Source organism: Metamycoplasma sualvi, from assembly GCF_045276925.1.
Classification (GTDB): Bacteria; Bacillota_I; Bacilli_A; order Mycoplasmatales; family Metamycoplasmataceae; genus UBA710.
Genome location: NZ_CP174167.1, coordinates 624596 through 638164 on the forward strand (window position 1 = coordinate 624596; position 13569 = coordinate 638164).

Genomic DNA, 13569 nt, shown 5'->3' on the forward strand with positions numbered 1-13569 from the left:
ACATTATTTTCCTAATTTTTTTATTATTTTAATAGCAATATTTTTAGAAACTACTTTGGATAACTCTTCTAAAGAAGCATTATAAATATTATTGTAATTCTTAAAGTGATTTAATAATCTTTCTTCTGTTTTGCTTCCTATTCCTTTAATTGTTGTTAAAAATCCTTCTAAGGATGAATCTAATTTTCTTTTGCTATGGAATGATTTAGCATAAGCATCAACTTCAATTTGAATTTTTGAGAAAAAATTATAAATATCACGATTGGTTATTTGCACTTTATTTTTATCATTATCAATAATATAATCTGTTTTATGTTGTTGATTTTTAACAAGACCTATAATAGGTATTTCTATTTTGAGATTTTTCAATACTTTTTGAGCTTCATTTATTTGTTGAATTCCTCCATCTACAATAATTAAATCGGGCATTTCTTCATTATTGCTAAAATATTTAGTTAAACCTTGATTAATAAACTCAACATCTGATTTTCTAATTAATTCATTAATTTTATATTTTCGATAGTTTTGATAGTGAGGTAAAAAATTTTTATAATAAATAATTACACTAACTATATCTTGATTACTTTCTGAAGAATTATCAATCATAATAAAATCATTGATTTCTAAGTTTAAAATATCCGATAAAAATTTTTTTACTTGATCAACAATTTTTGATTTAGATATATAAGAAGTTAATTTTAATTTTTTATTAATATCAATATTATTTTTGGCATTTTTTAATGCTTGATAATATTTCCCTTTTTGAGGAACTATAATTTTTTTATTAATAATTAAATCTTCGCTATTTAAATGAAAATTAGTAACAATAAAATCTGGAATATTTCGCACTAAGTAAAATTGATTAATAAATTCAATAATAGTTTGTTCTAAATCTAATTTTATTTCTACAATTGTTTCTTCCTGCATGAAAAAAGAACCATTTTTGAAATAATGGATCATAATCATCAAATATTTTTCTTCTTGTTGAAAATATAAAATATCAAAATTTTGATTTTCTTCAAATGCAATTGATTGGCTTTGATTGTTAGATAAATAATGAATTACTTCATAGCATTCTTTTGCCAGTTCATATTGTTCATTATTTGAATAATAAATCATTTGATTTTTTAATTTATTAATAATATCTTTATTAGTAGAAGATAATATTTTTTTAGCATAGTCAAATTTTTCTTTTCAAAAGGAATATGAGTTGTTTTGAATTGGTAACCCATTTTCATATAAACATTCATGAATTAAAAAATTTTTAATAATTTTGTATCCATAATTAGGTGGTAAGGGACCAAAATAGAAAGTATTTGGAGTATTTTTATAAATAAATCTTGTTTTAAATTCTAATTTATTATTTTTTAATTCAATTACTATATATGGATATTTTTTATCGTCCAAAAATAAAATGTTGTAATATGGTTTATTTTTTTTAATTAATTCTTGCTCTAAAATTAAAGCTTCTTTTTCATTTTGACATATTTGATATTCCAGTTTTGTTGCTTTTTCTAATAAAATTGGAGTCTTATATGAATTCTGTGTTCCATTTAAATATTGTTCAATTCTTTTTTTAATATTTTTTGCTTTACCAATATATAAGATTGTGTCGTTAGAATCTTTAAATCAATAGACGCCACATTTTGTTGATAAAGATTTTCTATCAATATTAAATTTATTATTTTTCATATCTTAATTGATCAATTTCATTAATAATAATATCTTTGGTAATGTATTCATACATAATAGATCTTATTTTAGAATTTTTAATAAAAACATGAGTTGGCACTCTTTCTACTTTATATGGAGAGTCTTTTCTAAAAATACCTGCTTCTTCAGCATCAACTTGAATAAAAGAGATATTGTCATGATTTGAATATTCATAAGAAACTGATTCACATATTGGCATCATCATATGACAATCACCACATCAATTTGTAGTAAACAATAAATAAATTATATTATTAGGATTATTTTTTATAAATTCTTCAGCTTCCTTAAATTTTAATAAACTAAACATTTTTATTCTTCCTCATCATTTTTAAATAAAACATCTTCTGTTGTAGTTTGATCATTTGAATTTGATGGCTCATAATCATCTTCATAAATAGCTTCATTAGTTTCAATTTCTGCTGTAATTTCATTTGTAATTTCATCAGTTCTATCATCATTAGAAATTTCACTAGTATTATTTAATGTTGTTTGAGTTTTTTCATGCTCAAAAGGTTGAGTTGCAAAAAGAGTACTTTGATCATCGTGGCGAACTTCATTAGTTAAATCATTAGCAAATTGAATTGTTTTTTCTACAGTAGGATCATTTTGGAAAACAATAGTTTTACTATCATATTGGCTATCATCATCATGACTCACATCTTTTACTTCATTAATATTTAAATCAATATTATTACTTCCAGTATTTGATGATAAATCAACATTAGTTGCGTTCATTGAGATTCCATTGTCATCAAAATTTACAAAATCTGTTGAAGTTTTAAAAATATCTAATTCAAAATCAAATGTTTTATTATCATTTGTATCTGATTGAATTTGATTATTAACAACATCTAATTTAAATTCTTTTGTATTATTTTTTTCTAAATTTAATTCTGAAGTTTTACTTTCAATGAAATTTTGTTTATTTGTTTCATTGCTTTCATTAAAAGGATTATCTACAGGGAACATTAAATCTGAATTAGTGATAGAAATAGTAGATGTTTTTGGACTAATATGTGCTGTAATTTCATTATTTGGTTTGTTAACAATTGAAGAAGTATCTTCAAATGATAAATCCATTATCTTAGTTTTATAATCTTCAAATTCTTCTTTAGTAACAATTTCTCTTTTATTTGTTTTCCCAAGAATTTGGTATCTGATTTTTTTAATAATTGATCCATAAAATACATAATAAACAAAATATGCTATTAATAATAAACCAATTATAATTGAAACAATATATCCAGTTCATGAAGTAACTAAAGCCATGAATAGAGAAATAACAATACCTTGATTTTGAATTCCTGGTAAAGCTGGATTAGAATTTAGGTTATTTACTCTTTCGTATTCATTTGAAAAGTCTTTTCATCAAGTTCCAAAGAAATCATTAAATGCTGTATTTCCTGGAAAAATTCGATTATTTATAACTCATTGTCTAATTGATTCAACAATTAGAGCAATTCCAATTGCAAATAATAAATATAATAATCATGAAAAATATAACTTTCTATTAAATTTTGTGGCAATAAATTTTTCAAATCTAATATTTATTTGCAAAATTTGAGATAAACCATAGATTATAAATCCTATATAGAAAAAATATGAATAGTATCCAAATAGCATTCCAAAAGTATAAGAATTAATTGTTGAAAAACCTGGAATTTGTACAAAAGATAATACCATCAAAAATACCATTACAGCAACTAAAACTATTCCTAAAAATTGTTTAGATTGAAATATTTGGTATTGCTTTCTATTTTTAAAAGAAGTTTTCAACTTATTTTTCAATAAATTTGCTTTATTTTTAACTTCTGTCGAAAAATTTTTACCATTATTTGATGTCATATTATAGATTTAATTATAAACAAAATATATCATTTAATAATAAAATTAAATTGTTGTTCTCTTATTAAATTTAATAAAATTTAATTATTGATTTATTTTAAAAATTAAAAGAGGAGTCTTATATGAAATTACTAGTATTAATTATCGATAAATATCAAGAAATAGAAGTATATGGATTTTTAGGAGCATTAAATCGATCACAAAAATTAGAAAAGATAACTTATTGAAATCCTGATGGTGCTACCAAAGTGCAAGGATCTAATAAAATTGGGTTTATTGAGACAATAAATAGTGATATAAATCCTGAGGATTATGATGCTATTTTTGTTCCTGGTGGTGCCGCTTGTATTAATTTAAGAACAAATGAAAAAGCATTAAATCTTATTAAAAAATTTGTGGAATTAGATAAATGAGTTTTTGCAATATGTGATGGGCCTAATGCTATATATGAAAATCATATTTTAGATGATAAATCATATTCTTCTTTTCCAATAGAAAATATAAACAATATTGGCAGCCAAAAAAGAACAAAAGAATATATTAATGTTGATGGAAAATATATTACAGGAAAATGTCCTTCAGCAGCTATTGATTTAGGTATAAAAGTAATTGAAATATTATATGGAAAAGAATTGGCTAATAAAGCTTATTATGGACTTTATGGCTTAGAAAAATAATAAAAAAATGGGGTAGATAACGGGGATCGAACCCGCACATGTCGGAGCCACAACCCGATGCGTTAGCCATTTCGCCATATCTACCACATGTGATTTTATTATATTATGAATTCTATTCTTTTTGTAAATATTCCAAAATCTTTTTTGCAATAGCATTTGTATTATTAGAACCTATCTTAGCAGGAATATGTTCTAAAAGTTCAATTTTAGAATTTGCTAATGGGTATCCATTATCTTTTGCATTTAAAAGCATTTCTAAATCATTATAACTATCTCCAAAAGTAACTATATGATTTTCATCAATATGCAAAATTTTAGCTAATTCTAATAATCCTGTTCATTTTGATTTATTTTTTGGATTAACATCTAAATAAATTGAATTCGTTAAATAAACACTTGAATCCTTTCCAAATCAATCTTGAAATTGCTGAAAATATTTTTTACAAAACTCTTCACTTCCATTAATTGAAAGTTGAGTTGGAGTTTGACCGTTGAATAATGTTGCACTATGAGGATTTTCTTGAATAAAAGATCTAATTTTTTGATCTAATTCAGAAGTTAAAGGTGTTGGTTTTTCATTTTTGTTTTCAGCATCACCAATTCAATCAAGATCAGTATGTAATTTAAATGTTACATGATGTTGACGAGCAAAATCTAATATAGTAGGATAATGATTAGGATTTACACCTGCTAAGTAGATTATTTTATCTTTTTTTACATCGTAAACAGCACTTCCATTATTGCAAACTAAAAAATCTACATAAGGAATTTTATTTAATAATGGTTTAGTTCTTATAACAGCTCTTCCTGTTGCAATTACTGTATATGAACCTTGTTCTTGTGCTTTTTTAAAAGCTTCAATTGTTTCAGGATGTACTTCTCCTTGATCATTTAATAATGTTCCATCAACATCAGTTGCAAATATGTATTTTCCCATTTTACTATTCCTTTTTTTATTCCTCTTTTTGTCAATCTCTATTTCATAATTTTTTGATTTCTTCTTCTACAGAATTATTTTTATATATAACATTATATAAAGCTTCTTCTATTGGTAAAGATAAGTTGTTTTTTGCTCTAATATCTTCTACTACTTTTAAAGCTGTTAATCCTTCTAATGTAATATTTTTAGTATCTTTTTCATTTTTAATAAAATTCATACCAAAAGTAAAATTTCTTGAATTAACATCTGTAGCTGTTAGAATTAAATCTCCTAAACCTGTTAATCCATATATAGTTTTATCTTTTCCACCCATAAATTTATTAAAAGTTGATAACTCTTTCATTCCGCGAGTTAAATAAACAGCTAATGTATTAATTTTATAACCTAACTGTGTTAACATTCCTGCACCAATTGCTAAAATATTTTTATAAATCCCACCAATTTCTGCGCCAACCACATCTGTTTGACAATACAATTTGAAATAATTTGTTTTAAATAATTCTTGTATTTCAACTAGATGCTCTATGTTATAACCAATAGCTGCTATAGAAGTTAATGATTTTTTTATAATTTCTGATGCAAAAGATGGCCCTGATAAAGTTACAACACCTCTTATGTTGGAATTAGATTTTGCTCTATTAGAAATTTCTTCATGCAAAGGTTTAGTAGTATTAGGAAAAAATCCTTTACATCCATTAATGATCAAAGTTGGCGATTTAACATTATTCACAATTTCTGAAATCACTGATTCAATCGCTATTGAAGGAAGAGCAAGTACTAAATAATCTGCTTGATTAACAGCTTCTTTTAAATTATTAGATACATCAAAACAATGAAAATTTATTTCAGGAAAATACTTGGAATTTTTACCATTTTTTAAATCATCTAGTTCTTTTTCGTCAATACCATAAATTAAAATTTCATTTTTATCATTCGAATCTTTTAAAACATTTGCTAAAGATGTTCCTAATGCTCCAGAACCAATAACAGTTATTTTTTTTCTCTGCATAAATATATTAATTTAAATTAAGTTGATTTTAAATAATAAAAACTAATTAAAAAGTAAATTCTTTTTCATTGTGTTCATCAATTACTAAAAACTTATCACCTTTATTAGGGTAGAAAGGTTTTAAAACTTCTCTTGCTTTTTCAAAATCATCTTTTACTTCATTGAAGAATTTAATAGAATCTAATGAAACAAATACTGAATTAGTTACACCAAATTTACCAATTTGTTTTTCATCTCCTACTAATCCAATAATTGCAGCATTAGGTCTGTATTTAGCAATTTCACTTAATAATTGACCTGATTTTGATCTTACAACAATATATTTATATTTTCCTGTTATTGCTTTTTTAGCAATATTGTAAGCAATTTCATGTCTTTTATTTTTTTCTGAATTATTTCATACCTCTTCTAATTGCACAGGGTAGTATAGCTTGTTATAGAATTCTTTTTCTGCTCTTAAATTAATTGTAGACATTACTCTAACAGCTTCAATTGGGAAATCTCCTGAAGCTGATTCACCTGATAACATTGTTGAATCTGCTCCTAATTCTGTTGCTCAATAAACATCAGTTACTTCCGCTCTTGTTGGTTGAGGAGTTTTTTCCATTGAATCTAGCATTTGTGTAGCAACAATAACTGGTTTACCTAATTTTCTACATTTTCTAATAATCAATTTTTCATAATACGGAACATCATAATATGGAATTTCTAATCCTAAATCCCCTCTAGCAATCATAATACCATCAGAAGCATCAATAATACTATCTATATTGTTAATTCCTGTTTGAGATTCAATTTTTGAAATAATTTTAATTTGATCTCCATTATTAGCTTTTAAAATACTTCTTAATTCATTAACATCTTTTGCTGAGTTAACAAATGATGCTGCAATATAATCAATATTTTCTTTAATTCCAAAAATTACATCATTTTTATCTTTTTCTGAAAGGAATGGTAATGAAAACTCTACACCAGGAATATTAATTCTTTTGTTTGTTTTTAATAAATGTTGATTTTTAGTAACAATATTGATAAGTCCATCTTGAACTGATATAACTTCAGTTACTAATTTCCCATCATCAAAAACTATTCTGTCTCCTTTTTTAACATCTTTATCCATACGATATGAAACAGATCATTTATTTTCTGTACCTACTAAATTTTGAAAATCTTCTTCTTTTGTATATACAACTACTTCTGTATTTGATTTAATTAATTGAGCTCCATCTTTCATTTTACCCAATCTAATTTCAGGACCTTTTGTATCTAACATAAGTGAAATAGGAATATTTAATTCTTTTGATACTTTTTTTGCATTATCAAATTTTGCTTTTTGTTCTTCATGTGTACCATGTGAGAAATTAGCTCTTATACATGTTAAACCTGAAATAACTAATTCTTTTAACACTTCATATTTTTCTGAAGAAGGTCCAATAGTACCTATTAATTTTGATCTTTTATCTATAAATTGCATTGCTTCCCCTGACTTTTAATATTTAATTTAATTGTTTTTATCACTTTATATTTTAATTTTACTTTATTTTTATATATCAATATTATAAATTATTATCTTTTATATAAATGTTCTATTTTTTCAATTTCAATACACTTTATTTAAAGGGTTGCTAGAGCTAGAATTTGCAATAAATATGGAATTTTACCAAAAATATGATAAAATAACTATACATTTCAAAATTTTAATAAATTAAGTTAAATAAGTTAAATGTATCGAAAATTTGAAATTAAATAAAAGGAAAAAATAAGCAAGTTACAAAAAAGGGGATAAAAAAATGTCTAGATGAAATGGGAAAAGAGGATTTGATTATTTTGTAGATAAATATGATTCATATTTAGAAGATTATTCAGATGATTACAATGGTAATTATTATGATGAATCATATTGCTACGAATCAAATCAACCAAGATATCAACAACCTATAGATAGATTTAAAAAAGTTAATAAATATACTGGAGCTCCTAGAGGAAGAGCAGAATTTGTTGATAACACAAATCATTTATATGGTATCCCAACTCAATCAAGACAAAGATTACAAGGAACAGTAGAATTTTCAGCTTTACCAGGACAAGGTGGATTAAATCCAAATCAAAGACCATTGGGAGACCAAACAATGATGGTTTCTAATACATCTTTAGCTAATACTTCAAATCCTCATCTTTTAAAATTGTTAGAAACTCAGCAATTGCAATTAGATCAATCACAAATGCATCAAAATGAAATTGATCGTAGAATGGATTCGCTTGATGATCAAATGAATGTACTTGCAAATAAAATAGATAATGTTACTAGAGTAATTAATAATACAAATACTTTAACTTTTAAAAATGATGCTAATACAAATACATTGGATACTAATGTTAGAAATCAAGAAAATACAGCTAACATTAGTAATTCAAACACTCAGGAATTTAGTTATTCACAACCGCAAAGTAATACAACTTCGTATACAACACCCGATCCTAAAACAACAACAGTTAACATTAGTGTAGAAGCACCTGTAGAAAAAGAAAAATCTACAAAAATTATAGAAATTGAAGAAACAATTATTGATAATAATGTTGAAACTACAAAAGAAATAACAGCTAAAGAAGGAGTTAAAAAGGCTGAAAAAGTTGTAGAAGAAGTTAAAGAAGAAATTAAAGTAGATAAAAAGAAAAAGAAAAATTCGACTTTAGTAATCTTTGGATTTGTAGTTTGAGCTTTAATTATCATTGCAGTTATTATTGTTTCAATACTATTATTTGCAGGTGTTATTAAATTCTAGAATTTAATAATTAACATTTAATTTATGATTAATGTAATTTTATATATGCCTGAAATACCTCCAAACACAGGTAACATCATTAGAACATGCTATGCGACAGGAGCTAAGTTACATATAATCAAACCTATATCTTTTGATTTATTTCATGCAAATATAAAAAGATCTTCAGCCGGAAGAACTTTGAATGATATAGAATTTGAAATTCATGAAAACTATAATGATTTTGTAAAAAAATATGGAAATAAGAAAATATATTACATAACAAGATATGGTTTAAAAAATTATTCAGAAATAAATTATTCAAATCAAGACGATATTTGGATAATGTTTGGCACTGAATCAACAGGTATACCAAAAAAAATTCTTCAAACATCTATTGAAACTTGTTTAAGAATTCCTATGAAACAAGATTGTAGATCATTAAATCTTGCAAATTCTGTAAATTTAATAGTTTATGAAATATTAAGACAAAAGAATTTTGAAGGTCTTTCAGAGTTTGAATATCAAAAAGGTAAAAATTTTATATTAGAATAAGAAAATGAAAAATAATTTATTATCTAAAAATCAAATTTTGCATATTAAAAAATTAATGCAAAAAAAATATCGTTATCAATATCAAGAATTTATTATTGAAGGTTTGCATTTAATAGAAGAAGCATTGAAACATCCTAAAATAATTAAATACATTGTAACTTCTGATGTTAATTTTAAACATAAAAGTGTTCCTGTATTAATAACTTCATATGAAAACATTTGTAAATTATCTACAACAAAATCTCCACAGCCTTATATTGGAATTTGTAATTTTATTCAAAATAATCATCTATATGAAAAAGATTTTATTTTATTATTAGATAATATTAATGATCCTGGAAATTTGGGCACTATTATAAGAACTGCACATGCTTTTGGTGTAAAGGATATTATATTAAAAGGTGTGGATATTTATAATCCAAAAATTGTTAGATCAACTCAAGGTGCAATTTTTAACATTAATATTGTTAATAATGTTAATCTGATTGAAACAGTAACGAAATTAAAAAATGATGGATTTAAAATTATTGGTTCTTTATTAAAAGATTCTATTGATTATAATAAAGTTGAAATTAAAGATAAAAAATTAGTCTTAATTTTAGGAAATGAATCCCATGGAATAAATCAAGATTTAATAAATTTATTAGACTATAAGGTTTATATTCCTATCAAATTTGAATCTTTAAATGTTGCTATTGCTTGTGGCATTTTATTATCTAAATATTTAAAATAAATATTTTATAATTTATAAATATGCCAGTTTCAATAACAACTAAGCACAAGTTTTTTGATAATCAAAATAATGCTTTAATTTTATTTAAAGACACTTTTGATGATTCATATTCTACTATTATTCAAGATGATTTTATTTTAATTTTTAGTCAAAATAAACTGGTGGGAATTAATATTTTAAATTATCAAAAATATTTTGATTTAAAAGAAGGATATCATGTTCTATCAAATGATGTTAAAGATTGATTATTAAAAAAATTTAATCAATATTTGAGTGAAGAAGATTTTGATTACTTTTATCAAATCGGTAAAGTTATTGATATTCAACAGCACAATCAAAGTGATAAATTGAAGATTCTAACTGTTTTATTCAACAAAGACATTAAAAGACAAATTATTACAAATGTCTCTTCAATTAATTTAAATCAAAACTATTTATTTGCAACCAATGGAACAACTACATTTAATGGTCAAAAAATTTTAGATACACAAGTTATGAAAGTTAAATCAGAAGGAATGATCGTTTCTTATAAAACAATTGGAATTGAAAAAGAGGGATTGGTAGATTGTAGCAATTTATCACTTCAAGATACATACTTTTTTTAATGTGAGGAATATATGAACAAAATAGAAAGCTTAATAGATAATTTAAAAAAAAGAGGAATAATTAATAACATTACTAATGAAGATAAAATAAAAGATCTAAAAGAAGGTGATGGAATTTATATTGGTTTTGATCCTACAGCAGAATCTCTGCATTTAGGTAATTATATTCCCATAACTATTTTGAGAAGATTTTCTAAGGTAGGATTAAAAGCATATGCTGTTCTTGGTGGGGCAACAGGAATGATTGGAGATCCTTCATTTAAAGAAAATGAAAGAAAATTATTAGACCAAGAAACATTAAATAAAAATAAACAAGCTATAAAAGAACAACTTGAATCATTTGGTTTAGAAGTAATAGATAATTATGACTTTTATAAAGACATGAATATTATTGATTTTTTAAGAGATGTTGGTAAGTATATAAATATTAATTATATGATCAATAAAGAATCGATAGCAACAAGATTAGAAACAGGTATTTCTTTTACTGAGTTCACATATACTTTATTACAAGGATACGATTTTTCTTATTTGTACAAAAATAAAAACATCAAAATTCAAGCTGGTGGTTCAGACCAATGAGGAAATATTACAACAGGATTAGAACTTATAAGAAAATTTTATGGTGAAAATAATGCACTAGGAATTACATTAAATTTATTATTGAATTCTGAAGGTAAAAAATTTGGTAAAAGTGTTGAAGGGGCTATTTGATTAAGTAGATTTAAAACTTCTCCATATAGCATGTATCAATTTTTTATTAATCAAAAAGATGAAGATGTAGAAAAATTATTAAATTGATATACATTTTTAGATGATGAAGAAATTGAAAAAATAATGTTTTATCATAAAACAGAACCAAAGAAAAAGTTAGCTCAAAAAATGCTTGCTCTTGAAGTTGTCCAAAATATTCATGGAAAAACACAAGCTGCTAATGCAAAAGAAATAACAGAAATTCTTTTTGATTCATCAAAAGCAATAACAGATATTACTATAGAACAATTAGAACTTATCCTAAATGATCTTCCTTTATTTGATAATAACCAACAAAAAAGAAAACTTATTGATTTATTAGTTGATGCTAAAATTTGTTCATCAAAAAGAGAAGCAAGAGAAATGCTTGTAAGTGGATCAATACAAGTTGATGGAGAAATAAAAAAAGATGAAAATGAAGAGATTTTTCCAAGATTTTTTAATTATCAATATTTAATAATTAAAAAAGGAAAGAAAAATTATTATATTATTAAATTTTAATAGCAGAAATTATGAAAGAATTAATAGAAAAAATAATAAATAAAGAATTTGAATCAGTAATTAATGGATATAGCCCTATAAGTGTGGATGTTTTTTTGGATTCAGTTATTAATGACCTTAAAAAAATACAATCACAAATTAATGAAGTTAAAATTCAAAATGAAGAATTAAAAAATAAAATTAAAATGTTAGAAGAAGCAAATGCTTTATTATCAATAAACAAATCTAATAATGACGAAAATAAATCAAATGAAAAAAGTGCTGATGATAATTTAAATGAGTTAAAAAAAGATTAAATTAAATATAATTTAAGTAATAAATTTTATTTAAAAGAGGTGTACCGCAAATAAAATATTAAAGTGTTTTAAATTTTCAATAAAAGATATTGCTTATATGTCAATTCTTTTAGCTTTATATAATGTTATTAAATTTACCTGCTACATGATATTTAGAGGACCATTAAATTTCAATGTAGAAATGTTATTTTGAATATTTAATGGAATACTTTTTGGAGCTATTAAAGGTTCAATATTTTCCATTTTATGTGATACTATTTTTTGTTTCATTACGTCGGGTATAGGTTATTGAATGATAGAATATGCAATTGTTGCTCCTTTAGTAAGTATCATTTCATCTTTTTTTATGAATCTATATCGCAACAATAAACAATCTATTTATATTGCTGTTTCTTCTATATTAATTGCACTTATTGGTGCATTAATAATTTTTTTCTTTCAATTATTTAATGAACAATTCAGATATGAAGGAGTTAAACAAAGTAATATTATCCCAATGGCGATTTATATATTAATTGCTTTCTTAAGTCTATCAACATTAGGTTATTTAACATATGCTTTAATTAAATATCGCTTAACAAAAGATTGAAGTTATATTAAAAAACTTTATATATTATCTCTAATTATCTTAGTTATTGTTATTTTTAGATGACTTTGAGGTCCTTATGCATATTTAAAATATTCTCAAAGATTTTACTCTAAGAATATAGATTTTGCTAAACAGTATCCTTTATCATTGTTTGGTATTGTTACAAAAACTTATTTAACAATTCCAATAGCATTTACAATTTCTATTCCAACAATCAGAATTATAGAAAAATATAAAAACTATGAACAATTAGATAATAAATTTATATAAATATAAATTAATAATATCCAACATAATTAATAGTAATATTTTTAGGTTTTTTGTCTGCTAAAAATAAACAATGCATTTCTATTTTGTTTTTTATTAATTTAATTGTTTCACTAATATTTAATTTTGAAGAAATTTTTACTTCAATCAAAAAGAAAATATTATTTTCTTTTTCTCTAATTAAAATTTCTGTTTTGGAATCATTAATTTTAATACCTTCAATAGTTTTAGATAATGAATTTATCACATCTTCAAATGCTTTTTTATCTATTATTAATGATACTTTTTGATTAGAGTGAAAAACTAAATTGTTAACCATTA

General features: G+C 23.6%; 15 protein-coding genes and 1 tRNA gene. 8 read left to right on the top strand and 8 right to left on the bottom strand.

What is annotated here, in order from left to right; genetic code table 4:
* Nucleotides 1-3: 3 nt before the first annotated feature.
* Genes ACJA29_RS03030 through ACJA29_RS03040 form a run of 3 tightly spaced genes read right to left on the bottom strand, consistent with a single transcriptional unit; the run spans nt 4 to nt 3561 of the window.
* Complete coding sequence (locus tag ACJA29_RS03030) at nt 4-1692, bottom strand: GIY-YIG nuclease family protein (protein ID WP_406602420.1); 1689 nt, start codon at nt 1690-1692, stop codon at nt 4-6.
* The gene (locus ACJA29_RS03035; RefSeq protein ID WP_406602421.1) at nt 1682-2023 is read right to left on the bottom strand and encodes a thioredoxin family protein; all 342 of its coding nucleotides are present in this window, start codon (nt 2021-2023) and stop codon (nt 1682-1684) included. Before ACJA29_RS03035 ends, ACJA29_RS03030 begins: the two co-directional genes overlap by 11 nt.
* 2 nt (nt 2024-2025) lie before the next feature.
* A complete protein-coding gene (locus tag ACJA29_RS03040; protein ID WP_406602422.1) occupies nt 2026-3561 on the bottom strand; it encodes a hypothetical protein in 1536 nt (511 codons plus the stop codon).
* Nucleotides 3562-3683: 122 nt separating this feature from the next.
* On the opposite strand from ACJA29_RS03040, the gene ACJA29_RS03045 reads away from it, so the two are divergent.
* Complete coding sequence (locus tag ACJA29_RS03045; protein ID WP_406602423.1) at nt 3684-4238, top strand: DJ-1/PfpI family protein; 555 nt, start codon at nt 3684-3686, stop codon at nt 4236-4238.
* Between the two features lie 8 nt (nt 4239-4246).
* On the opposite strand, the gene ACJA29_RS03050 is transcribed toward ACJA29_RS03045, so the two are convergent.
* The 4 genes from ACJA29_RS03050 to pyk all read right to left on the bottom strand — a co-directional run bounded on the left by ACJA29_RS03050 (nt 4247) and on the right by pyk (nt 7661).
* A tRNA-His gene (locus ACJA29_RS03050) sits at nt 4247-4322 on the bottom strand.
* Nucleotides 4323-4350: 28 nt separating this feature from the next.
* On the bottom strand, nt 4351-5175 hold the full coding sequence (locus tag ACJA29_RS03055) for an HAD family hydrolase (protein ID WP_406602424.1): 825 nt from the start codon (nt 5173-5175) through the stop codon (nt 4351-4353).
* A gap of 16 nt (nt 5176-5191) precedes the next feature.
* A complete protein-coding gene (locus ACJA29_RS03060; protein WP_406602425.1) occupies nt 5192-6187 on the bottom strand; it encodes an NAD(P)H-dependent glycerol-3-phosphate dehydrogenase in 996 nt (331 codons plus the stop codon).
* 46 nt (nt 6188-6233) lie between these two features.
* Nucleotides 6234-7661 (bottom strand): pyruvate kinase, encoded by a 1428-nt coding sequence (pyk, locus tag ACJA29_RS03065; protein ID WP_406602426.1) that lies wholly within the window; start codon nt 7659-7661, stop codon nt 6234-6236.
* Nucleotides 7662-7977: 316 nt separating this feature from the next.
* On the opposite strand from pyk, the gene ACJA29_RS03070 reads away from it, so the two are divergent.
* The 7 genes from ACJA29_RS03070 to ACJA29_RS03100 all read left to right on the top strand — a co-directional run bounded on the left by ACJA29_RS03070 (nt 7978) and on the right by ACJA29_RS03100 (nt 13251).
* Nucleotides 7978-8970 (top strand): hypothetical protein, encoded by a 993-nt coding sequence (locus ACJA29_RS03070; protein ID WP_406602427.1) that lies wholly within the window; start codon nt 7978-7980, stop codon nt 8968-8970.
* A 24-nt stretch (nt 8971-8994) separates the two neighbouring features.
* Complete coding sequence (locus ACJA29_RS03075; protein WP_406602428.1) at nt 8995-9504, top strand: tRNA (cytidine(34)-2'-O)-methyltransferase; 510 nt, start codon at nt 8995-8997, stop codon at nt 9502-9504.
* A gap of 4 nt (nt 9505-9508) precedes the next feature.
* On the top strand, nt 9509-10237 hold the full coding sequence (locus ACJA29_RS03080) for a TrmH family RNA methyltransferase (protein ID WP_406602429.1): 729 nt from the start codon (nt 9509-9511) through the stop codon (nt 10235-10237).
* A gap of 20 nt (nt 10238-10257) precedes the next feature.
* Nucleotides 10258-10842, top strand: coding sequence for a hypothetical protein (locus ACJA29_RS03085; RefSeq protein WP_406602430.1), 585 nt, complete (start codon nt 10258-10260; stop codon nt 10840-10842).
* Between the two features lie 21 nt (nt 10843-10863).
* Nucleotides 10864-12096 carry a tyrosine--tRNA ligase gene (gene tyrS, locus ACJA29_RS03090; protein ID WP_406602978.1) on the top strand — a complete coding sequence of 411 codons (1233 nt, stop codon included), beginning with the start codon at nt 10864-10866 and terminating at the stop codon, nt 12094-12096.
* An 11-nt stretch (nt 12097-12107) separates the two neighbouring features.
* Nucleotides 12108-12392: a DivIVA domain-containing protein gene (locus ACJA29_RS03095; protein WP_406602431.1), complete on the top strand. Its 285-nt coding sequence runs from the start codon at nt 12108-12110 to the stop codon at nt 12390-12392.
* A 97-nt stretch (nt 12393-12489) separates the two neighbouring features.
* Nucleotides 12490-13251: a hypothetical protein gene (locus ACJA29_RS03100; RefSeq protein WP_406602432.1), complete on the top strand. Its 762-nt coding sequence runs from the start codon at nt 12490-12492 to the stop codon at nt 13249-13251.
* 7 nt (nt 13252-13258) lie between these two features.
* On the opposite strand, the gene ACJA29_RS03105 is transcribed toward ACJA29_RS03100, so the two are convergent.
* Nucleotides 13259-13567, bottom strand: a complete 309-nt coding sequence (locus ACJA29_RS03105; protein ID WP_406602433.1) for an MMB_0454 family protein — start codon at nt 13565-13567, stop codon at nt 13259-13261.
* Nucleotides 13568-13569 lie beyond the last annotated feature (2 nt).